Here is a 24,187-nt window from a genome sequence, read left to right as displayed (position 1 = left end):
ATAGCCTTGAACCTCCTGAAAAATGAACAAACTAAAAAACTGTCGGTTAAAAGCAAAAGACTCAAAGCGGCTTGGGATGAAGACTATTTATTAAGGATATTGAAAATAAAAGTGTGAGTTTGCCCTGCTCTAAATTTGTGAATTTTTGATCAAATTTATTTTCATCTTCGGATTTTTTAATGTGGCACTCTCTACAATTTGTAGTTAAATGTTTTCCTTGTAATTTAAAATTTGTTTTATTATGATCGAAGTTTACAGAAGCCCAAGAATCATTATTATGGCACGTTTGACAAGCTTGATTTGGATAATATTTTTTATCGATATAATTTTCATGTATATCTTTATGACAATTCACACATTTAGCATCTTTATCTTTAAACGTCCAACGATTTTCTTTTTCGTTTAAATGACATGAAAAACATGGCGTTGCTTCATGAGCACCAACAAGTGGAAATTGTGTTGTTTTATGGTTTTCAATGGTAAATAAACTGTTTTCAAATCCATCTTGTAACGTATGACATTCTTTACAATCTGGAGTTGCGTTATTTTTTGTGAATTCACCTTTGTGGTAGTCTGTATGGCAGTTATTACAAGAATTAAAAGCAATTTTATCTGTAAGTTTACCTTTGTTATGGCATTGTTTACAATTTACATTTTGATGTTTCCCAATTAACGGATAATCAGTTAGTTGATGATCAAAACCAATTCTAGTTTTTTTAGAACGAAAACTATTTTCACTATGACACTTTTTACAGTTGGTTCCAAATTTCCCTTCATGAGAATCTGTATGACATGCAACACAATTGTTTTCTTGGACTAAAGATTTATCTTGAAAAATAGTTAAAGGATTTGTGGTTTTTTTGTGACAACTAAAACAATTAATTCTTTTATGTTTTCCCTTTAATTTAAAGTTGGTTTTGTTGTGATTAAACCGACCTTTTCCTTTAAAAATAGTAAAAGATTCTTCGGTATGACATTGATTGCAAGCTGTTGTAATTTTATTTTTATGTGGATTATTATGGCAAGTGTTACAATTATTAAACGCAACATGGTTAAAATTCTGAAAATCTTTTCCATTTTTTGTTTCAATTTTATGACATTCTTTACAATCTACTTTTGTATGTTTTCCTTTAAGCTTAAAATCGGCTAAATTATGATCAAATTTAGTCGCTGGCGAAAAAGATTTGGTGTTATGGCACGAAGTACAATCATTTGTAGATAATGTATTTTGATGTACATCCTCATGACAGGAAAGACATTTTTCATCAAGGCCTAAAAATGTTTTTGGTTTTTTCTTTAAATCAATGTTTTTTATAAAATCTGATTTATGACATTTTTTGCAATCAATTTCCTCGTGTTTTCCATCTAATTTATAACCTGTTAAATTATGATCAAAATTTTCTTTATCAAAACGAATCATTTCAAATTTCCTTCCGTGATGTTCGTTGTGGCATTGAAAACAGTCTTTACCTTTAACCTCTTTACTTACATGAAAACCTCTTTTTTTTGTGATAAGAGATTGAATATCCTTATGACATTCAAGGCATTTTTTATTGGTAACTTTAGTCCCTAAATCATGACATAAAGTACAATTGCTCAAACCTTCATATTTGGCATGAGCAGTTGTTAAATCACCTGGAGATATTTGACCATAGCTACAAGTAATAGTCAGCATAATAAATGGGAGTATGTATGCTAATTTAATTTTCAAGATACTTTTTTATGTGTTTTCATTATATAACCAAATCGTTTTGTTATTTCAACGCCTGCTTTTTGTAAAAAAGCGGTAGGTAACTCACCTCCAGCAAAAATATATACCAAATCATTCTCTACCTTTTCTATACTATTTGAATCAAATTTTACTTCTACAAAGTCTGTTTTAATAGCGGTTAAATTTGAGTTAAACAAAACAGTAATACTTTTATTTTCAATAGCTTCCTTAATTTTTTCTCTATTTTTTGGTTTTAGCCTTGAAAATTTATCTTTTCTATAAGAAAGTGTTACGGAATTTCTATTTTTTAATAATAGAACAGTTTCAATGGCAGAATCCCCACCTCCAACAACCATTATTTTTTTATTTTTTATTCTTTCTGATTCAATTAACCTGTAAGCTACCTTTGTAGAATTTTCTCCTGGTATGTTTAATTTTCTAGGACTTCCACGTCTGCCAATGGCTAGCAGAACATTATTACAGATATATTCTTTGTTAGTATTGGTTAAAATTTTAAAAGTATTATTTCCTAATAAATTTATACTTTCAACTTTAGTATGTTCGTTAATTTTAAGCTGATGTTCTTTAATTACTTTATTCCATAGCGTAAGTAGTTCATCTTTTGAAGTATTATTAAGTTTTACTTTGCCATACAGCGGTAAATTCATTGGGGAAGTCATTACAATTTTTGTTCGTGGAAAAGTATAAACGGTTCCGCCTAAAGAATCTTGTTCTAAAGTAACAGAGGTTAATCCGTGTTTTTTTGCTTCTAAAGTTGCGGAAATACCTGCAGGACCAGCACCAATAATTCCAACATCAATTACATTAGGTACAGATTTTTTCTTGTTATTAATAATACTTCGGATTGCTTGTTTTCCTTGTTCCACACTATTTTTTATCAATCCCATTCCACCTAATTCTCCTGCAATATAAATGCCCTTAGTATTGGTTTCAAAGTTTTCATTTACATGTGGTAAATCAACACCTCTTTTTTCGGTACCAATTCTTAGTGAAATTGCTTCAACAGGACAGGCATGAAAGCATGCGCCGTGCCCCACACAATTACTGGTGTTAATAACCGTTGCTTTACCATTTACAATTCCTAAAATATCCTTTTCTGGACAATCAGATATACAAGCTGCACTACCAATACATGTATTCAAATCGATATAAGGATGTAAGGAAACAGGCTCAAATAGACCTTCTTCTTTAGCAATAGCTACTTTTTTTTCAGTGGTTTTAGAAATGATTTTCTTTTTGCGTACATAAAAATAAATTACAATAATGCAAAGCAAAAATAAAGTGCCATAAATACTAATTTGTTCTATAATTACTTCTTCCATTAGAAAATCCATTTATAGCCTAAGGTTAATGTTACAATTACATGAATAATTACAATTACAAGCATAATTAATGCAAAAGGTAAGTGTATTACATGCCAATACTTTAAAAGCTTTTGCATGGTTTGCAAACGTGCTATTTTACCTGAAAGTGATTTTTCTTTTTTAACCATTTTTAATATGGTTCTTCTCTCTCTTTTTGGTACTTTATTTTTTATTAATGCTTTTCTAACAGAACTTACTGAATAGGTAGAAGAAGCGGATAATTCATCTGAAGTAATGCTTTTTATCATAGCTATTGTTGCATCTTTTAAACTAAAATTAGTTTTTAAAACCGTTGTTAAATCTATTTTTAAATCTTTGACTTCATTTAAGCTAAGCTCTCTACCTTCAATAGTTCTAGGGATTTGTATATAAATGTATCTGCCAACAATGCCACTTAAAACTACTAAAACCATACTCCAAAATGCGATAGAAACAATTCCTCCAAATTTAAACGTGGTATGAAATAAAATTAAAATAGGACCTAAAATGCATAAAAAAATATGGAATTCTAATAAATATTTTAATCGCAAGTATTTAACCATAAAATTATATCGTTTACGAGCTATATAAATGGTTACTCCAAAAAATATCATTAAAGTGCCAATAACACCTAATCCTTGACCATAAATTCCACTTGATTTAAACCAATTATAATGTGGATGGTAAAATCGTTCTTCAATAGGAGTGTGATAAAAACTATAACCTTGATATGCTAAATAAATAGTCGTACAAATAACTATAATCGTCATTATAGCTATGTATAATGTGTGAAAAATATTTTTCAAATGGGGTAATATTTAGTTAGTAAAATAAAATTTGTTGTTGTAAATCTATTTAATACATCAGATAAACACTTATATAACAGTTTTAATTCAACTTACCCTAAGTGTAATTTTAAAAAAATATGGGTATATTACTTTTATTCCTAAAGGTTAAACTGTAGTTTTGCTTTAAAATAAAACTGATTGTCCGTAATCTTACATAACGTCCGTCACCCTGAACTTGTTTCAGGGTCGTATTCAATAAAACACTGGTTATCAGACGAAAATGAGATGCTGAAACGAGTTCAGCATGACGGTGTTCTTTATTATTACTAATTACGGACATACAAAAAATAAATTTTCATGAAAAAAATAAGCTATATTTTAGTTGGTTTAGCATTAATTTTAACATCTTGTGCCAAACAAAATAACATTGTAAAATTTACTTTTTTACAATTAAATGATGTGTATGAAATAGCTCCATTAGAAGGAGGAAAAGTAGGAGGAATGGCTCGTGTTGAAACTTTACATCAACAATTATTAAAAGAAAACCCAAACACCTATTTATTTTTGGCAGGTGATTTTTTGAATCCTTCCTTGCTAGGAACTTTAAAATATAAAGGAAAAAGAATTATGGGTAAACAAATGATTGATGTTATGAATGCTATGCATTTTGATTTGGTTGCCTTTGGAAATCACGAATTTGATTTATCTGAAAGTCAGTTACAAAATCGTTTAAACGAATCTAATTTTCAATGGATTGCAACTAATTTAATGCATAAAATAGGCGATACCATTGTTCCGTTTGAAGTTACCCATAACAGCATAAAAACGAATATACCAAAAACCGTAACTTTTGACATTAAAAATAAAGAAGGTAAACTTATTAAAATCGGATTTTTTAGTGCTACCATTAATGCAAATCCAAAAGATTATATTGTTTATGAGGATTTTTATAAAACGGCTAAAGCAGCTTATAATTCTTTAAAAAACAATACTAATATCGTTTTTGGATTAACGCATGTTAATAAAGAAAATGATAAAGCTATTTTAAAAATGTTCCCTGACGTACCTTTAATTATGGGAGGTCATGAACACGTAAATATGTCTATTCCAGTAGGTAATTGGAAAGTTACAAAAGCAGATGCAAATGCAAAAACAGTTTATGTGCATAGAATTACATACAATACAAAAACTAAAAAAATAACAATTAATTCTACTTTGGTAACCATTGATGATAAAATAAAACCAAATAAAAAAGTAAAAAAAATAGTAGATAAATGGGATTTATTTTTAGATGAAAAACTAAACAAAATATTAGATAATCCAGGTGCAGTATTGTATCATACCGATGTCCCATTAGATGGTAGAGATACACCCATTAGAAGTGTTCAAACAAATTTAGGAGAACTTATTACAAAATCTATGGCTTATGCTTTTGATAATAAAGTAGATTGTGCCATTGTAAATGGAGGTTCAATACGAATTGATGATGAACTTAATGGAGATATCACAGGTTTTGATATTTTTAGAGTGTTACCTTTTGGTGGCGGAATTTTAAAGGTGAAATTAAAAGGAAGTTTGCTTAAAAAAGTATTGGAATATGGAAAGTTACATGCGGGTAAAGGAGCATATTTGCAACGTTATTTAGCATCATATAATACAAATGATAAAACATGGATAGTAAATCATAAAAAAATAATTGATAATAAAATATATACCGTTGCTTTTAGTGATTATTTATTGAAAGGATATGATATTCCATTTCTAACTCCTGAAAATAAAGGAATTACAAGTATTTATACTCCTAAAAAAACGGAAACAGCAAACGATATTAGAAAAGTAATTATCAGTTATTTAAAACACTTAAAAAATAAATAGGTTTAAAATCAATTAAAACATGTAAATTTGCCTGCAATTAATTTTAAAGTTGATTGCACTATGATTTCCAATTCTTCAAAATTTGTAGGTGAAGGTTTTACCTACGATGACGTTTTACTAATTCCAGCCTTTTCAGAAGTACTTCCAAGAGAGGTAAATATTCAATCTAAATTCAGTAAAAATATAGGTTTAAATGTTCCTATTGTTTCTGCAGCAATGGATACCGTTACAGAATCTGAAATGGCAATTGCTATGGCCCGTAGTGGAGGCATTGGCGTTTTACATAAAAATATGACCATTAAAAATCAGGCAGCTGAAGTTAAAGCTGTAAAGCGTTCTGAATCAGGGATGATTATTGAACCCGTTACTATTACTAAGGATGATACCGTAGGAGACGCCAAAAATTTAATGCACAAATATGGTATTGGTGGTATTCCGGTAGTTGATGCTCAAATTAAATTGATTGGAATTGTTACTAACAGAGATTTACGTTTTGAAAATAATAATAATCGTAAAATTGAAGAAGTTATGACTTCTAAAAATTTAGTAACCGTTTCAGTAGGCACATCTTTAAAACAAGCAGAAATTATTTTACAAGATAATAAAATTGAAAAATTACCTGTAGTTGATAATCATTATAAATTGGTAGGCTTAATTACGTATCGTGATATTATAAAAGTTCGTGAAAACCCAAATGCAAATAAAGATAAATATGGTCGTTTGCGTGTTGCAGCAGCTATTGGCGTTACAGGAGATGCTTTAAAAAGAGCTTCTAAATTGGTAAAAGCAGGTGTTGATGCTTTAATTCTTGATACTGCACACGGACACACAAAAGGAGTGGTTTCCGTTTTAAAAGAAATTAAAAATAAATTCCCTCAAATTGATGTAATTGTAGGAAATATTGCAACTGGTGAAGCTGCAAAATATTTGGTAGAAGCTGGGGCAGATGCTGTAAAAGTAGGAATTGGACCTGGTTCTATTTGTACTACTCGTATAGTTGCAGGAGTTGGTTATCCTCAATTATCAGCCATTATTGAAGTCTCAAACGCTATTAAAGGAACTGGAATTCCTATTATTGCAGATGGTGGAATTAGATATACAGGTGATATACCAAAAGCTATTGCTGCGGGTGCGGATAGTGTTATGTTAGGTTCGTTGTTAGCAGGTACAAAAGAATCACCTGGCGAAACTATTATTTTTGAAGGTAGAAAGTTTAAATCGTATCGTGGAATGGGTTCTGTAGAAGCAATGAAAGAAGGTTCAAAAGATAGATATTTTCAAGATGTAGAAGATGATATTAAAAAATTAGTTCCAGAAGGAATTGTGGGACGAGTACCTTATAAAGGTGAATTGCATGAAACCATGCATCAGTTTGTAGGAGGTTTACGTGCTGGAATGGGTTATTGTGGGGCTAAAGATATTTCAACTCAAAAAGAAGCTAAATTTGTAAAAATTACCAGTGCAGGAATGTTAGAAAGTCATCCTCACGATGTAACTATTACTAAAGAAGCACCAAATTATTCTAGGTAAAATCTATCACTTCATCCCGTCATTACGAGGAGTATTTCACGACGAAGTAATCTGTTACTTTTTCTCGTCATTGCGAAGGAGGTATGACTGTGGCAATCTCATTCTAAGAAACAGATTGCTTCATTCCACTTCGCAATGACGTCATTACGAGGAGTGATAACGACGAAGTAATCTGTTACATTGTAGTTCTAATTTATGAGATTACTTTCTTCTATCTCATTCCACTCGCAATGACGAGAACATCACATTTTACTATCAATATATTCCATAATCTCTTTTTCAATTGATATAGTTTTATGGTAAATATCTGTTGCTTTTTTTATGATATTTTCTGCAAAAATTCTATCTTTTATATCTTTTGCATTTATGCGTACATTAAAATAAGCACCTGTAACGGCAGTTTTTGCACATAAAATGCCAACGCCAGCATCAGATAATGAATTTTGTAAACCATTATAACACATTTCTTTCATCACTTCCATAGAATTATAGGAAGTTTCCATCACTTGAAATGGAATTTCAGTAGCGTATTTTGTGGCTTCTTCTATGGCATTTTTTCTTATTAATTTTTCTTCATCTGTTTTTTTAGGCATTCTAAATCCGTCAATAATTTTGTTAAAAGCATTGGTATCTTCATCTACTAAATACAATAATTTATTTTTATAAGCTTGACCTTTAACTGCCCATTCAGAAAAGTATTCCCATTTGTCATCCCAACCAGCTTTATGAGCCGATAAATTAGCAACCATAGTTCCTAATGAAACACCTAATGTACCAACATAAGCAGCAATTGAACCACCTCCTGGAGCCATAGATTCTCCAGCAGTTTCTTCCGAAAAATTAGAAACGGTTAAATCTACTAACTTCTTAGTATCATCTTTTAATAAGTATTCAATTATTTTTTCATCTGGATTAAAAGGTTTTAAATCGTCTAAACCTAAGGATTTTACAGCAATTTTAATTTTTTCAGCTTCAGAAATACCTAAAGAACGTTGTTGTTTTTTTAGAAAATAATCTCCAGCATCCAACATAGCTTGTAGCGGAATTAATCCTATCAATTCTGATCCTGTTACACGTAAACCTCTTTTATCAGCAGCTTTAACGGTTTCATCAAAAGCTAGATGCATAGAAGTAATATTGATATTGGTTAAATTGTAAGAAATTTGAGCAATTCCATATTCTTCAATAAACCAGCCGATTCCTTTTACGGCTTTTAATTTTCCAGGAATTTTTACAGGATTACCACTTTTATCTACTACTTTTTTTCCTGTTGCTGAATTTCCTTCTCGTTTTATTCTACCAGCTTCTCTAATGTCAAAAGCAATAGCATTTGCTCTTCTGGTAGAAGTGGAGTTCAAATTAACATTGTAGGCAATTAAAAAATCGCGAGCTGAAATGGCAATTGCACCAGTTTTTGCGATGTTGGCAGTAAATTTAGCCGGACCAAAATCTGGTTTCCAATCTGGATTCACTAATTTTTCTTTTAAACCTTCATATTCACCAGCTCTACAACTTGCTAAATTTTTTCGTTTTTCTTCAGTAGCTGCATTTTCATAGAAATATCCAGGAATTCCTAATTCTTTTCCAATACGCTTACCTAATTGGTGTGCATATTTAGCAGTTTCTTCCATAGTAATTCCAGCAATAGGAACTAAAGGGCAAACATCGGTAGCACCAAAACGAGGATGTTCGCCTGTGTGTTTGCTCATATCAATCAATTCCGCAGCCTTTTTAATCAATCTAAAAGCAGCTTCAATTACATTTTTAGGCTCACCTACAAAAGTAATTACGGTTCTGTTTGTTGCTTTTCCAGGATCAACATCTAATAATTTTACACCTTCAACCGTTTCAACTTCGTGAGCAATTTTATTAATTTTATCGATATTTTTTCCTTCACTTATATTAGGAACACATTCAATTAGTTGTTTGTTCATTGGTTTTAAATTTTGTGGTTCAAATTTAAGGCGATATTTTGATATTTAAATCTAAAAGTAAAACCCCACAATTAGCGGGATTTTTTTGTTAATCTTCAGAAGCTCTTTCTAATAACTTATCATTAATAATTTTACTGGTTTTAACACCCAACTTTTTAATACTTTCTACTTTCTTAATTAAATTCCCTTTACCGGTAAGTTTTTTCATAGAAGTATCATAAGTTCCTTGTACCGTTTTTAGCTGATTTCCAACCTTAATTAAATCATCCGTTAGGTTTACAAATTGATCGTATAATCTACCAGCTTGGGTGGCAATTTCAATTGCATTTTGTTGTTGTTTTTCGTTATTCCACATACTGTCAATAGTTTTAAGTGTTGCTAAAAGAGTAGTAGGAGTAACAATTACAATATTTTTTTCAAATGCTTTATTATATAACTGATTATCAGCATTTAAAGCGATAGCAAATGCCGGTTCAATAGGTATAAATAACAACACAAAATCAGGTGATTCCATGGTATAAAGGTCCTCATATTTTTTGGCACTTAATTGCTCTATATGCCTTTTAAGCGAATTTACATGTTCCTTTAAAAAGTGTTGTTTTTCAGATTCATTTTCAGCACTTACATATTGTTCATAAGCAGTTAAAGTAACCTTTGAATCAATAATCATTTTTTTATGATCGGGTAACTGAATAATTACATCAGGTAATACACGTTTTCCTTCGTCATTAGTAAAACTTTGTTGTACAAAATATTCCCGTTCTTTCTCTAAACCAGATTTTTCTAAAACACGTTCTAAAACCAGTTCTCCCCAATTTCCTTGTATTTTACTGTCGCCTTTTAATGCTTTCGTTAAATTAATGGCTTCTTTACTCATTTCTGAATTCGAAGCTTTAAGATTGTTTAATTGCTCTTCAAGAGCGGAGTGCATTCTAATACTATCCTTTTGGGTATTTTCTACTTTCTCTTCAAAAGTTTTAATTCTTTGCTGAAGCGGATCTAAAATAATTTTTAAATTTTCTTTGTTTTGTTCAGTAAACTTAGAAGATTTTTCTTCCAATATTTTTGAAGCTAAAATCTCGAAATCTTTTGCAAATTTATCTTGTAGTTTTTCAACATCTTCTTTGTAACTACCAAGTTTTTCATTTAAATTTTTATTCTCTGAAATTTGTTGATTATATTTTAAATCTAACTGATGTTTTTCTTCATTCAAAAGATTAATATTAGTATTTAAATCTTTGATAATAGTTAAGTTACTATCTTTTTCTTGAAGTAATAATTTATTTTTTAAATTTAATTCAGTTGTTAATTTTTCTAACTTGTTTTTAGTGAAGAGTTTTCCAATAATAAAACCAACAACTAATAATAAGATTGCTATTAAGAAGTATAAAAAAAAGTCATTCATAGTGTTTTATATATTCTATTATAATTGTAAAAGTAATAAATAATAATGATTATAGATTAGGAACTATTCAATCTTTTTAACATTTGAAAAATCATACCTCTTTATTGTTTTTTGAAGTATTTTCCAATGATTTCGTAATTGTCTTTTAATTTCGGGAGCCTCTAAATCATCTGAAGCTCTATAAACATATCTGAGATAATTACCTCTAAATTTTCGTTCGAAAGTTTTAGTTATAGCCTTTCCTTTAATAAACTCAGTCCTTTTAGCAGGTATTTCTCTAGATTTTGCACCTTTATAACTATAGAGCCTATATAATTTTCGCTTAAAAAGTGGAGCATTATCAAGTAAAAACTTTTCTTTGATTGATTCAACTCGTTTATGTTTACGCTTTACAGCTCCTTTCATTTCTCTATAAAATTGTGCTAAATTTTTAGATTTTATTAATGTTTGGTAGCCATAAAATTCAAAGCCTAAATAATTTAATGGGATATTTTCAATTAAGTTGACGCCATCTATTTTGTAAGATTTTAATTTATCATCATCAACTTTAAATAATATTTTCTCAGTTTTTTCTTTTGATATTTTTAAATCAATTTTTTGAATTTCATCAAAAATATAATTTTCTATTATATCAATTTTATTTTCAGGACATAGAACAACTATATCATCGGAATATCGTCTATAGAACACATCATGTTTTAAAGTTAATTCATTAATAATAGCCTCATCAAAAGCTAACATGTATATATTTGCAAGTAAGGCACTTATTGGCAAGCCTTGCGGTATACCTACAAGTTCTTTTTTTTCATTTAATTTTTGATTTTTATGAACTATAATTTTAGAACCCAAAAGCTCTTTAATGTTTTCAAAAAAAGTATGCTTTCCGTTTTTTTTGTGTTTTGCTAACTCTTTTTCGTCAAAATGACCTTTTTTAGTTTTTAAGTCATTTAATCTCACATAGGAAAACCTTGTAGATGCTTTAAAAAGATTAAAGTGATCCTTTGGTAATGTTTTGCATCCTAATATTTTTGCCCAAGCTAATTTTAATTTTTTGTGATTAAGAGTAGGGAAGAAGTTCTCAATATCTAAAACAAGTGCAACACAAGTTTCTCTACGTTCTATTTCATCAAAAACATCTTTTGCAAAATGCACATTATTTTTAAACTTTACTTCATCTTCAGTTTTAACTTTTCGATAAGCAGTTATGGAATCTGAAAGTAGTGGGTTTTGTTTTAAATAATCTTCATATTTTGGCGTAATTATTTGTTGAGTATAATAAGAATATATGTGAGCATCTATATGTGTCGCATATAAAATTTCTCTAATTTTTGAGTTAGAAACTGTTTTTCCGTTTTTGTTTTTCTTCTTGTGAGAATGTATTAATTCTCCATTAAAATCGGATAGTTTAAATCGTCTTTGTTTTATTTCTTTAAAAATTAAAGGAAAAAAAGAATGTTTAGCAATTTTTTTAGGATTAGAAACATAACGTTCAATATGTTTTCTAACAGACATTGGTGTCTTATTAGTAAAGTGTGGGTAACCTCTGTCTTTAAACCAGTCTTTTTGTTTTTTCATAAGCAATAAAAGTAAGAGAAGTTCTCGCGCGTTTTTATAACGAAATATAACTTACATCCTAAAAAGACTGAACCATTAGCCGAATTCTCGACTCACGCTGCAACCGTACGTATATTTGCATATAAATAATACACAAATGATAAATATAATTCTAAATGTAGTCCAAATGTCTCAAATAATCTTGAGCTACTGGGAAATTTCCCAGTGGTTCTTTAAACTCACAGAAGTAATACTTATACTTCTTTTAATAAACACTGATATATCGATATATATTTGTTTATTTAAAGAAAAGTTCAATTTACCTAATCGCCATATTTATTATCCCTTTTTTATTATAAGAAGGTCGGATTAAGTGATTAATTAAAATTAATACAATAGTTCAACAAACGTTATATTTCTTTAAAAAGAACTTCCTTACTTTACTGTAAATATATTATATTTTATATCTTTAAACAAAATTATAATTATGAAAAATATTTATTCAGTTGGAAATCTAGTTACCTTAAAAACCCATCCATTATTATTTGGATTCAGAATAAAAGGAGATGGTAAATTTGTACCTCCAATAATGATGATTAAAGAAGTATTTATTGAGAGTAAGAAAAAAAGAATATATGATGAAGAAACTGGGAGAAAAATTTCCGAAAGAATAAAATATACATGTGTCTATTTTGATGATAATAATAGTCAATTTGTTGAATCTACAATCTATGAGAGTTTTTTAGAGAATTTTGACAAATTAAAAATTGAACGGATATCAGAGGTCGGAGATATAAGTGATGATTCCAAAACAATTGGAGAAGAAATAAAATCATACTTTGATTCTCCTCTAAATTATGAATTTAACAAAGTAGTTAGATTTATAACAAAAAAAATAGAAATTTATAAAAAACGCTCTTTAAAAAAAATTACAGAAAAAAAGGGTAAGATTGAAAAAGACCAAATTAAATCTACAATTCAATATGTAGTTAATTATACTACACCTGATTTTCTGATTTGTGGGTTTAAGAAAAACGAAGATAAAAGCTTATTTTATGAAGATGGCTCAGTAAAAAAACAAGTTTCTGAAAATCTTTTAAAGGTAAAATGGTTTAATCCTACAAATCAAAAATTTAGTGAACAATACTTGCCAATTGAATTTTTTACAGATAAAATGGAGTTTGAATAAATATTAATAATTGATTTTTATCTTTGCAGAAATAACTTCACCCTTAAAATTAAAAAAGGAGTTATTAACATCTATATGAAATTACTTACTCGCTTTGTTCTATACACCATTTTAGGATGGAAAACTGTTGGAGAATTTAAAAAAGATTTAAAAAAATGCGTCATTCTTGGAGCTCCTCATACGCACTGGCTCGATTTTCCATTAGGAATTGCTATTAAATTTGCTGAGGAAGTACCAGCTAATTACATTGGTAAGGCTTCGTTATTTAAACCTCCTTTCGGTTTTATTTTTAAATGGCTAGGAGGAACACCTATTGATAGAAGTAAAAGCAATAACAAAGTTGATGCTATTATAAATATATTTAATAGTCATGAAAATTTTATTTTAGCAATGTCTCCTGAAGGAACTAGAAAAAAGATAACTAAATGGAAAACAGGATTTTACTATATTGCTAAAGGAGCGAAGGTGCCCATTGTTATGATTACTTTTGATTTTAAAAATAAACAAGTTAAAATCTCTGAACCTTATTATCTAACTAATAATATGGAAAAAGATTTTAACTTTATTTATAATTTTTACAGAGGTGTTAAAGGCAAAATTCCTGAAAATTTTAATTTATAATTGATTGTCAAGACCATGAGATGCTGAAACAATTCCGATAGCTATCGGAACAGCATGACGTATAAGTTTAAAACATGGCACAAAACGGATATACGCATTTATAAATATAATTTACATTCGTTACCCTTTATAAAATGGCAATTTAACTACGGTAGCAGCAATCGCTTTATTTCTCACTTGTATATTAATTTTAGAACCTAATTTAGCATAAGCTTTTGGCACGTAACCCATGCCAATCCCTTTTTTAAGAGAAGGACTCATAGTTCCTGAGGTAACTTCACCTATAATATTGCCATTTTTATCAACAATTACATATCCATGACGTGGAATACCTTTATTATCAATTTCAAAAGCGACTAGTTTTTTGGTAACACCATCTTCTTTTTGTTTTTTTAATGCTTCTGCATTCACAAAATCTTTAGTAAATTTTGTAATCCAACTTAAACCAGCTTCAATAGGAGAGGTGGTATCGTTTATATCGTTTCCATACAAACAAAATCCCATTTCTAAACGCAACGTATCACGGGCTGCCAAACCAATTGGTTTAATTCCAAATTTTTCTCCGGCTTTAAAAATTTCAGTCCACATATGGACAGCATCTTTGTTTTTAAAATAAATTTCAAATCCACCAGAACCAGTGTAACCAGTTGCTGAAACGGTAACATTTTCAATTCCTGCAAAAGTTCCAATTTTAAACGTATAATATTCCATCGATTTTAAATCGATATCGGTTAAAGACTGCAAAGTCTCCGCTGCTTTTGGTCCTTGAACTGCTAATAAAGAAGTTTCAGATGATTTATTAGTCATTTTTACACCTAAATCATTATGAATCGAAATCCAATTCCAGTCTTTATCAATATTTGAGGCATTTACCACCAACATATATTTTTCTTCGTTTACACGATACACCAATAAATCATCTACAATTCCGCCATCATTATTTGGCAGACAACTGTATTGAACTTTACCATTAAATAATTTTGAAGCATCATTAGAAGTTACTTTTTGAATTAATGCCAAGGCATTTTTTCCTTCTAAAAAAAATTCACCCATATGCGAAACGTCAAAGACACCAACGGAACTTCTAACCGTTAAATGTTCTGCATTTACACCTTCATATTGAACAGGCATATTATAATCTGCAAATGGCACCATTTTAGCACCTAAAGACTCGTGAATATGTGTTAAAGCTGTATTTTTCATTTTATATAATTTTGTGATGCAAATTTACTAAATATTAAAAGAATTGAATTTGATTTATATCATTTTTTAGGTTTCATAGTTTTATCTTTTTTGCTTGTTTAACTATTCTTAAAATACAGTTTTAGTAAACCTAACAGGTTTTCAAAACCTGTTAGGTTTACTATATGTATTGATTCAATTTCAAAAACCTGTTAGGTTTATTCGTTGCCTATTTAGACTTATATTTAATTAAAATTTGTCTAGTTCTATATTAGTTGTTATTTTTAAAATAAAAAACTATGAAACATCAACCATTTGAAGTAGGGCACTTTTATCATGTTTTTAACCGAGGAAACAACAAGGAAAATATATTTAAAACTGAAGATAATTATATTTACTTTTTAAATTTAGTAAAAAAGTACTTATTACCTATCTGTGATGTTTATAGCTACTGTTTACTTTCTAATCATTTTCATTTTATTATTAGAATTAAAGATTTTAATGAGCTTCCAGAAAATTTTAAAAATGGAAAAACAAAACTACATCAACCTTTTTCAAATTTATTTAATGCTTATACCAAAGCAATTAATAAAAAACATCAACGAACAGGAAGTTTATTTCAAGAGCATCTAAAACGAATTCAGATTAATGATGAAGATTATTTACGTAATTTAATTGTTTATGTAAACACCAATCCAACACATCATTCCATTTCAAATTTTGAAGATTATAAGTATTCATCATACCAAAGTTTAATTTCAAAAAAAGATAGCTTATTAAAAAGAGAAGAAGTACTAAATCTTTTTAATGATGTTGAAAATTTTAAGTATGTGCATAAAGTTAAAAAGTTGAATATTGAAGCTATAAATGAATATCTATTGGAATAATTTTTAAGTTATATGCCGTTCTCTAAACCTAACAGGTTTTGGAAACCTGTTTAGGTTAAACTATAATCCCTCGTTTCAGCATCTCATAGTTTTTATTAATCACCAATTACGGACAATCAATTATTTTTTTGAAAAATTTCTACATCTTCAGCAAAAACTTTTTTAATTGCTCATAATTTGAAATGCTAATGGCTATTTTTTTCTTTTTAATTACTTTTTCAATTTGTTTGGGTAATTTAATAGTTTGGTTTATTACGGGTTCAACTACATCTAAAAATTTTACAGGATGAGCCGTTTCTAAAAATATTCCTTGACTATCATTATTTGAGTTTTCAGATAAGTATTTCTTTAATCCTAAATAGCCCACTGCACCATGTGGATCAGCAACATAATTACTTTTGTCTTTGATTAGTTTTATGGCTTTACGGGTTTCATCATCTGTAAAAGAATAGGAGGAAAGGTGCTTTTTTAATTCATTATCATTATGATTATAAATCTCTAAAATTCTAACAAAATTACTTGGATCACCAACATCCATAGCATTTGAAATGGTTTGTTTTGATGGTTTCGGATTATATTTTCCTGTTTTTAAGTAATTAGGAACTACATCATTTACATTTGTTGAAGCAATAAAATGTTTAATTGGTAACCCTAATTTTTGTGCCATCATTCCTGCACAAATATTCCCGAAATTTCCACTTGGAATTGAAAAAATTAAATCTTTATGCTTATTTTTTAATTGTTTGTATGCAAAAAAGAAATAAAACATTTGAGGTAACCACCTTGCTACATTTATAGAATTTGCAGAAGTTAAGTTTTTATTTGAAATGATATCAGTGTCTAAAAATGCTGTTTTAACCATTGCCTGACAATCATCAAAAGTACCATTAACTTCTAAGGCTGTTATATTTTTGCCTAAAGTTGTTAATTGTTTTTCTTGAACATCACTCACCTTTCCACTTGGATATAAAATTACAACATCAACACCTTTTACGCCTAAAAAACCACTTGCTACTGCTCCGCCTGTATCTCCTGAAGTAGCTACTAAAACTGTAACTTTTTTTCTACTTTTGCTCTTATTAAAATAATCTAAACAGCGTGCCATAAACCTTGCTCCAACATCTTTAAAAGCCATAGTTGGCCCATGAAAAAGTTCTAACGTAGCTATATTTTCTTCAAGAAAAACTACTGGAAAGTCAAAATTTAAGGTTTCTTTTATAATTTTCTTTAATTCTTTTTCTGGAATTTCATCCGAAACAAATTGTTTTATTACTTCAAAAGCGATTTCTTTATTAGAAAAATATTCGATATGATTAAAAAAATCTTTTGCTAAAGATTTTATTTTCTCAGGAAAATACAATCCTTTATCTGGTGCTAATCCTTTTATTACCGCTTCTTTAAAAGAAACTTTAGGTGCTTTTTTATTTAAACTATAAAAGTTCATACTTATTTAATATCTAAAATTTTAATTCCTTGTTTATTCACTTTTGAGATATGAATATCATACTCAATTCCGATTTTGTCATATACAGCTTTCATTGCTTCAGCAACTTTTAAAGCTGTTTTTTCTCCTTTGCTTAATGCGAAAATTGATGGACCAGAACCTGAAATTCCACAACCTAAAGCCCCAGCATCTATACACGTTTTTTTTACGTCATTAAAGCCTGGAATTAATGTTGACCTAACAGGTTCTGCAACATAATCTTGCAAAGATCTTCCAATTAAATTATAGTTATTGGAATATAATCCGCTTATTAATCCACCTACATTTGCCCACTGTTTTGTTGCCTCTTTTAAAGAAATATTTTCTTTTAATAATTTCCGAGCATCAGCAGTTTTAATTTCAATTTGAGGATGAATTATAGTAGCCATTAACTCGTTTGGAGTTGGAATTTTAATAATATCTAACGGATTATAACTTCGTATTAATGTAAAACCACCAAAAAGGGCAGGAGCAACATTATCGGCATGAGCAACACCCGAAGCTAATTTTTCACCTTCCATAGCAAATTGTACTAATTCAGTAGTATTAAAACGACCTTCTAACAATTTATTAATTCCCCAAACCGCACCGGCGGAACTTGCTGCACTACTGCCAATACCACTGCCCGGTTTAATGTTTTTAATAATTTCAATTTCAAATCCAAAATTAGTATCTGTTTTAGCCAATAAAGCAAGTGCAGCAACACCAGCAACATTTTTATGAGTTTCTAAAGGTAAATCCTGACCAATAATTTTGGTTATTTTTATTCCTTTTTGAGAAACTTTACGAATCATCATTTCGTCACCAACAGTATCTAAAGCAAATCCTAATACATCAAATCCGCAGGAAACATTGGCAACGGTTGCCGGAACAAATATTTTTATTTCAGTATTCATTTACTTTACTTTTAAAGGTTTCCAATTCTAATAATATCTGCAAATAAACCAGAAGCGGTAACATCAGCACCAGCACCGGCTCCTTTGATAATTAGTGGTTGTTCAGAATATCTTTCAGTGTAAAAAAGAACAATATTATCCTTTCCGTCCAAATTATAAAAAGGGTGATTAAAATCTACTTCTTTTAAACCAACTGAAGCCTTTCCATTATCAAACTCAGCAACATATTTTAATCTACAATTATTATTAGCTGCTTTTTTTTGCAAGGTATTAAAATGATTAGCTTCACTTTTTAATGTTTCCATAAAATCGATAATAGAATTGGCTTCTAAACTAGTTTTAGGTAAAAAAGATTTGTTTTTGATATCTTCCAATTCTAGTTTTGTACCACTTTCTCTAGCTAAAATTAATATCTTTCGCATTACATCAACACCACTTAAATCAATGCGAGGATCAGGTTCAGTATAACCTTCTATTCCTGCTTGTTTTACGACTTCATAAAAAGATTTATCTTTATTAAAATTATTAAAGATAAAGTTTAAGCTACCTGAGAGAACTGCCTGTATTTTAGTTACTTTATCACCTGAAGCAATTAAATTTTTTAGCGTATCAATAATGGGTAAACCAGCACCAACATTTGTTTCAAATAGAAACGGAGCATTGAATTCTCTTGATAATTTTTTGAGGTTTAGATAACTCTCATAATTGGAAGAACAAGCAATTTTATTACAAGTAACCACTGCAATGCTTTCTTTTAAATAATCTGGATATAAATTTGCTATAATTTCGTTTGCTGTGTTATCAATAAAAATACTATTTCTATAATTAAGTTTTTTTACGTGTTTATGAAATGTATTTAAATTGAGTGATTCTCCATTATTTAAAGAGCTTTTCCAAGTTTCTAAATCAATTCCATCTTCATTAAAAATCATTTTTTTTGAATTGGTTAATCCGATTATTCTAACCTGAATTTTTAAGTTATTCAATAAAAAGCTTTGCTGATTTTTAATTTGTTCTAAAAGTTTTCCACCTACGTTTCCAACTCCAACTACAAATAGATTTAATTGTTTGATTTGATCCTCAAAAAATGTTGAATGTAAGGTGTTTAACGCTTTCTTTATATCTTTTTGAGCTATTACAGCAGAAATATTTTTTTCAGATGCACCTTGAGCGATGGCTCTAATGTTCACATTATTATTTCCTAATGTACTAAACATTTTCCCACTAATTCCTTGGTGATTTTTCATATTATCACCAACTAAAGCTATTATAGCTGTATTACTTTCAACAATTACATTATCAATATTTTGCTGATTTATTTCTAATTGAAATTCTTTATTAATAGCTTTTACAGCCATTTTTTCATCAGATGAATTTATTGCAATACAAATGGAATGCTCAGAGGAAGCTTGTGTTATTAAAGATATATTTATGGCTTTTTTTGCCAGTACACCAAAAAAACGTTGTGCAATACCAGGAATTCCTATTAAACCACTTCCTTCAAGGGTTAATAAACTAATATTTTCAATATGACTAATTCCTTTAATTGGATTTTTATTAACTGATTTTGAAGATATTAAGGTTCCTTTGGCTTTTGATTTAAATGTATTTTTTATTAAGATGGGTATTTCTTTTTCTAGAACTGGTTTTACAGAAGGTGGATATAATACCTTAGCTCCAAAATGCGACATTTCCATCGCTTCTTTATAAGTCATTTCTTTAATAGAAAAAGCCTGTTTTACAATGGTTGGATTGGCAGTAAACATTCCGTTTACATCAGTCCAAATTTCGAGTTTTTCAACATTTAACGCAGCAGCTGCTATTGCCGCAGTATAATCCGAGCCACCTCGCCCTAAAGTAGTAATTTCATTATTTTTATTAGAAGCTACAAACCCAGGTAATACCGTAATATTACTTTTTGAACTTTCAAAATAACCTTTAATATTATTGTTAGTTTTTTCAAAGTTTACAAGTGCATTTCCAAAAGTTGAATTTGTTTTAATAAGTTCCACTGAATTTTTCCAAGATGCTTGTAATTTATTTTCTTTTAAAATAGCTGTTAAAAGTAGGGAAGAAGCCAATTCTCCATTTGCTACAATTTTATCAGCTGTTTTTAATGTCAATTCATTTATTTTATAAACTCCTTCTAAAACTTCGGATAAATTAGAAAAGAGTTCATTTAGCTGTAACAATATTTTAGTTTGATTTTGTTTTTCAATTAAATCATTTACAATTTCAAAGTGTTTCTGTTGTATTTGATTAACTAGATTTAAATAATTTTTATTTTTTTGCTGTGCTAATTGGGCAACTTCTAAAATTAAATCTGTAATTCCGCCTAAGGCTGAAACTACTATTATTTGATTTTCTGCAACATTTTCTTTGATAATACTAACAACCTGCTTAATTGCTGCTGCATTTTTGACTGAAGATCCTCCAAATTTTAAAACTTTCATTGTAGCTTTTTTGAATGTTATTTTAGTTTTTTTGAATATTAGTTGGTGATATTCCTTGTTTCAAATCTTTTGAAAACGAATATATAAACGGATAATATGAATAGAATAATAACCCTAAAGGGTAATAATAGTTGTAGTAATTGCCATAACAAATAAACGCATATTGGAAGTGAATTCTAATGTAGTATGTATTTTTGTTATTTGCATAGGTCAAAAGTAATTGTTTTTTTAAATATTCAAAACTTTTATCTAATAAATATCGAATATTAAATTTTATTAAATCTTAATTATCAATATTATATGTATTTGAATTATTGTTATAGAATATCATAAAATAATTTAGTTATTATTTACTTAAATCTACACTAATTTGATTTCTAATTAAATCGTCAAAATTTTCTTGCTTTCTAATTAAATAATCTTTGCCATTATAAACCATAACTTCTGCTGGTCGATAGCGAGAATTATAATTGGAAGCCATTGTAAAACAATATGCTCCGGCATTATTAAAACATAAAATATCTCCTTCACGTATTTCATTAATTCTTCTGTTAGAACCAAAAGAATCTGTTTCACAAATATAACCAACTACAGAATAATATCGCTCTCTACCATTGGGATTGGAAATGTTATGAATATGGTGATACGAATCATAAAACATTGGGCGAATTAAATGGTTAAATCCTGAATCAATACCTGCAAAAACGGTAGATGTTGTTTGCTTTACTACGTTTACATTAGCTAAAAAGCAACCTGCATCGCTCACTAAAAATTTTCCTGGCTCAAACATTAACGTTAAATTTTTACCATATTCTTTACAAAAATCATTGAAACGAATTGAAAGTTTTTCTCCTAATTCTTCAATATTAGTTGAAATATCACCTTCTTTATAAGGAACTTTAAAGCCACTACCAAAATCAATAAAATCTATATTTTTGAATTCTTTTGCGGTATTAAACAAAATTTCTGTAGCGGCTAAAAATACATCAATATCTAAAATATCAGAACCTGTATGCATATGAATTCCGTTAATATGCATCCCTGTATTTTCTACAACTCGTTTAATATGAGGAACTTGATGTATAGATATTCCAAATTTAGAATCAATATGTCCAACTGAAATATTTCTATTTCCACCAGCCATAATATGTGGATTTATCCTTACACAAACAGGAACTTTAGGATAATGATATCCAAACTGTTCAAGAATAGATAAATTATCAATATTAATTTGTACGCCTAATTCAGCAACTTTTTCAATTTCATGTAATGAAACTCCGTTTGGTGTATAAATAATGTCTTCAGGTTTAAATCCGGCTGCCAAACCCAACTGAACTTCTTGAATAGAAACCGTATCAATACCGGCTTTTAATGAATTAAAATATTTTAAAATGCTAATATTTGAATTAGCTTTAACAGCATAATTTATTTTTAAGTTTTTTACCGTGCTAAATGCTGTACAAATTCTTTGAAACTGAGTTTCAATTTTATTTACATTATATACATATAGCGGACTCCCATATTTTTCAACTAATGCGGTTAATATTTCATTATTCATATAACTATATTTTCAAAGTTTCAAAAATAGAAAAGAATTTAACTTTAAAGAATATTTATAATTATAATAACACTATTTAACAAGTTGTTAAATATTTAAAAAAAAGAATGGTTTTGTATGGTGAAACTTTGAAAAAAGTTAAAGAAATCTACTGATTTATGAGAAAATGAATTACCTAATAAACCTAATAGGTTTTAAAAACATGTCAGGTTATACATATAAATTTATAACTCGTTGTACATTTTAACTTTTTAAACCTACTGTTACGTCAGTTCAAGCCTGCCTGACGGCAAGGCAGGTAATTTTTGATAAAAAATTGTATCGAGAACGGCTGTTTTTAAATAAAAAACCTATTCTCGATACTAATTTTAAGCCTAAAAAGGCTAAAATTCACTCGAATTGACGAAATTTTAACATAATGCACAACGGGTATTTATAGTGAATATTTATTAAGACTTTGAAGTCATAAAAAAAAACTCCCTTTTAAAAAGAAGAGAGTTTAATTTTTAAAGTGAAATTTTTATTTTTTTGCTCTTTCAGCAGTTAATTCAGCAATTTTAACTACAACATCTGTCGCTTTTTGAATTGCTTCAGCAGCTACAAATTCATAACGACCGTGAAAATTATGTCCACCAGCAAAAATATTTGGACAAGGTAATCCTTTGTAAGATAATTGTGAACCATCTGTTCCACCCCTAATAGCACTAATAATAGGAGTAATGTTTAATTGTTTCATTGCTTCTTCAGCAATGTCCACTACAAACATTACAGGTTCAATTTTTTTACGCATATTAAAATATTGATCTGTAATTTCTGCATTTACAAGGTCTTGCCCTAATTTTTTATTTAAATCATCTACCAACTTTTGGAATAAAACTTTTCGTTCTTCAAACAATTTAAAATCGTGATCACGAATAATGTATTGCAAAACTGTTTGTTCAACTTCACCTTTCATACTATATAAATGATAAAAACCTTCATAACCTTCTGTTTTTTCAGGAACTTCATTTTTAGGTAATGAATTAATAAAATCACTTGCAATTAACATAGAATTAATCATTTTTCCTTTAGCATAACCAGGATGAACAATTTTACCTGTTATGGTTACTTTTGCACCTGCAGCATTAAAATTTTCATATTCAAGTTCTCCAACTGCACTACCATCCATAGTATATGCCCATTCTGCACCAAATTTTTCAACATCAAACATTTGAGCACCTTTACCAACTTCTTCATCAGGAGTAAAACCAATTCTTATTTTACCATGTTTAATTTCAGGATGATTAATTAAGTATTCCATAGCAGTAACTATTTCAGTAACACCGGCTTTATCATCGGCTCCTAAAAGAGTTGTGCCATCAGTAGTAATTAAAGTTTGACCTTTATATAACAGTAAATCTTCAAAATAACTTGGAGATAAAATAATGTTTTCTTCTTTGCTTAAAACAATATCTTTTCCATCATAATTTTGATGAAATTGAGGTTTTACATTTTCAGCAGTAAAATCTGGACTAGTATCAATGTGGGCAATAAATCCAATGGTTGGAACCTCATAATCAACATTAGATGGAACAGTTGCCATAATGTAGCAATTATCATCTAAGGTAACATCGTCTAAACCAATTTCTTTCAATTCATCTACCAAAATATGAGCTAAATTCCATTGTTTTTCTGAACTTGGAAAAGCAGGATTTTCTGGATCGGACTGAGTATCCACAGTCACATATTTTACAAAGCGATCTATAATTTGTTGCATA

The 24,187-nt window shown here is 29.0% G+C and carries 17 protein-coding genes; 5 read left to right on the top strand and 12 right to left on the bottom strand.

Annotated features, from left to right (window positions below; translation table 11 throughout):
- Nucleotides 1-61 precede the first annotated feature (61 nt).
- The 3 genes from L3J60_RS07235 to L3J60_RS07225 are packed head-to-tail and all read right to left on the bottom strand — an operon-like array spanning nucleotide 62 to nucleotide 3,845.
- Entirely contained in the window at nucleotides 62-1,711 is a 1,650-nt protein-coding gene (locus L3J60_RS07235) for a hypothetical protein (RefSeq protein WP_291974824.1), read from the bottom strand.
- Nucleotides 1,708-3,054: an NAD(P)-binding domain-containing protein gene (locus tag L3J60_RS07230; RefSeq protein ID WP_291974823.1), complete on the bottom strand. Its 1,347-nt coding sequence runs from the start codon at nucleotides 3,052-3,054 to the stop codon at nucleotides 1,708-1,710. The genes L3J60_RS07235 and L3J60_RS07230 overlap by 4 nt, the downstream gene beginning before the upstream one ends.
- On the bottom strand, nucleotides 3,054-3,845 hold the full coding sequence (locus tag L3J60_RS07225) for a hypothetical protein (RefSeq protein WP_291974822.1): 792 nt from the start codon (nucleotides 3,843-3,845) through the stop codon (nucleotides 3,054-3,056). The genes L3J60_RS07230 and L3J60_RS07225 overlap by 1 nt, the downstream gene beginning before the upstream one ends.
- A 375-nt stretch (nucleotides 3,846-4,220) precedes the next feature.
- Between L3J60_RS07225 and L3J60_RS07220 the strand changes: the two genes are divergently transcribed.
- Both L3J60_RS07220 and guaB read left to right on the top strand, forming a co-directional pair.
- Entirely contained in the window at nucleotides 4,221-5,738 is a 1,518-nt protein-coding gene (locus tag L3J60_RS07220; protein WP_291974821.1) for a bifunctional metallophosphatase/5'-nucleotidase, read from the top strand.
- Nucleotides 5,739-5,798: 60 nt separating this feature from the next.
- Nucleotides 5,799-7,268, top strand: coding sequence for an IMP dehydrogenase (gene guaB / locus L3J60_RS07215; RefSeq protein WP_291974820.1), 1,470 nt, complete (start codon nucleotides 5,799-5,801; stop codon nucleotides 7,266-7,268).
- Nucleotides 7,269-7,510: 242 nt separating this feature from the next.
- Here guaB and ftcD read toward each other — a convergent pair whose 3' ends face one another.
- From ftcD to L3J60_RS07200, 3 genes are all read right to left on the bottom strand, one after another.
- Nucleotides 7,511-9,202: a glutamate formimidoyltransferase gene (ftcD, locus tag L3J60_RS07210; protein WP_291974819.1), complete on the bottom strand. Its 1,692-nt coding sequence runs from the start codon at nucleotides 9,200-9,202 to the stop codon at nucleotides 7,511-7,513.
- A gap of 88 nt (nucleotides 9,203-9,290) precedes the next feature.
- A complete protein-coding gene (gene rmuC / locus L3J60_RS07205) occupies nucleotides 9,291-10,607 on the bottom strand; it encodes a DNA recombination protein RmuC (protein ID WP_291974818.1) in 1,317 nt (438 codons plus the stop codon).
- A gap of 63 nt (nucleotides 10,608-10,670) precedes the next feature.
- Nucleotides 10,671-12,182 (bottom strand): reverse transcriptase domain-containing protein, encoded by a 1,512-nt coding sequence (locus L3J60_RS07200; RefSeq protein ID WP_291974817.1) that lies wholly within the window; start codon nucleotides 12,180-12,182, stop codon nucleotides 10,671-10,673.
- A gap of 466 nt (nucleotides 12,183-12,648) precedes the next feature.
- Between L3J60_RS07200 and L3J60_RS07195 the strand changes: the two genes are divergently transcribed.
- Nucleotides 12,649-13,350 (top strand): hypothetical protein, encoded by a 702-nt coding sequence (locus L3J60_RS07195; RefSeq protein WP_291974816.1) that lies wholly within the window; start codon nucleotides 12,649-12,651, stop codon nucleotides 13,348-13,350.
- A 75-nt stretch (nucleotides 13,351-13,425) separates the two neighbouring features.
- A complete protein-coding gene (locus tag L3J60_RS07190) occupies nucleotides 13,426-13,971 on the top strand; it encodes a 1-acyl-sn-glycerol-3-phosphate acyltransferase (RefSeq protein ID WP_291974815.1) in 546 nt (181 codons plus the stop codon).
- 120 nt (nucleotides 13,972-14,091) lie between these two features.
- On the opposite strand, the gene gcvT is transcribed toward L3J60_RS07190, so the two are convergent.
- Entirely contained in the window at nucleotides 14,092-15,174 is a 1,083-nt protein-coding gene (gcvT, locus tag L3J60_RS07185; RefSeq protein ID WP_291974814.1) for a glycine cleavage system aminomethyltransferase GcvT, read from the bottom strand.
- A 278-nt stretch (nucleotides 15,175-15,452) separates the two neighbouring features.
- Between gcvT and L3J60_RS07180 the strand changes: the two genes are divergently transcribed.
- The gene (locus L3J60_RS07180; protein ID WP_291974813.1) at nucleotides 15,453-16,040 is read left to right on the top strand and encodes a transposase; all 588 of its coding nucleotides are present in this window, start codon (nucleotides 15,453-15,455) and stop codon (nucleotides 16,038-16,040) included.
- Between the two features lie 139 nt (nucleotides 16,041-16,179).
- Here L3J60_RS07180 and thrC read toward each other — a convergent pair whose 3' ends face one another.
- From thrC to pepT, 5 genes are all read right to left on the bottom strand, one after another.
- On the bottom strand, nucleotides 16,180-17,484 hold the full coding sequence (gene thrC, locus L3J60_RS07175; RefSeq protein WP_291974812.1) for a threonine synthase: 1,305 nt from the start codon (nucleotides 17,482-17,484) through the stop codon (nucleotides 16,180-16,182).
- Between the two features lie 2 nt (nucleotides 17,485-17,486).
- Nucleotides 17,487-18,419 (bottom strand): homoserine kinase, encoded by a 933-nt coding sequence (locus tag L3J60_RS07170; RefSeq protein WP_291974811.1) that lies wholly within the window; start codon nucleotides 18,417-18,419, stop codon nucleotides 17,487-17,489.
- 11 nt (nucleotides 18,420-18,430) lie between these two features.
- Nucleotides 18,431-20,872: a bifunctional aspartate kinase/homoserine dehydrogenase I gene (gene thrA, locus L3J60_RS07165; RefSeq protein ID WP_291974810.1), complete on the bottom strand. Its 2,442-nt coding sequence runs from the start codon at nucleotides 20,870-20,872 to the stop codon at nucleotides 18,431-18,433.
- Nucleotides 20,873-21,218: 346 nt separating this feature from the next.
- Nucleotides 21,219-22,430 carry a diaminopimelate decarboxylase gene (lysA, locus tag L3J60_RS07160; protein ID WP_291974809.1) on the bottom strand — a complete coding sequence of 404 codons (1,212 nt, stop codon included), beginning with the start codon at nucleotides 22,428-22,430 and terminating at the stop codon, nucleotides 21,219-21,221.
- A gap of 520 nt (nucleotides 22,431-22,950) precedes the next feature.
- Nucleotides 22,951-24,186 (bottom strand): peptidase T, encoded by a 1,236-nt coding sequence (gene pepT, locus L3J60_RS07155; protein WP_291974808.1) that lies wholly within the window; start codon nucleotides 24,184-24,186, stop codon nucleotides 22,951-22,953.
- Nucleotide 24,187 lies beyond the last annotated feature (1 nt).

Origin of the sequence: Lutibacter sp., from assembly GCF_021647475.1 — a bacterium.
Classification (GTDB): Bacteria; Bacteroidota; Bacteroidia; order Flavobacteriales; family Flavobacteriaceae; genus Lutibacter.
The sequence above is the reverse complement of the archived record's forward strand: the minus strand, read 5'-3'. Positions and strand labels throughout refer to the sequence as shown.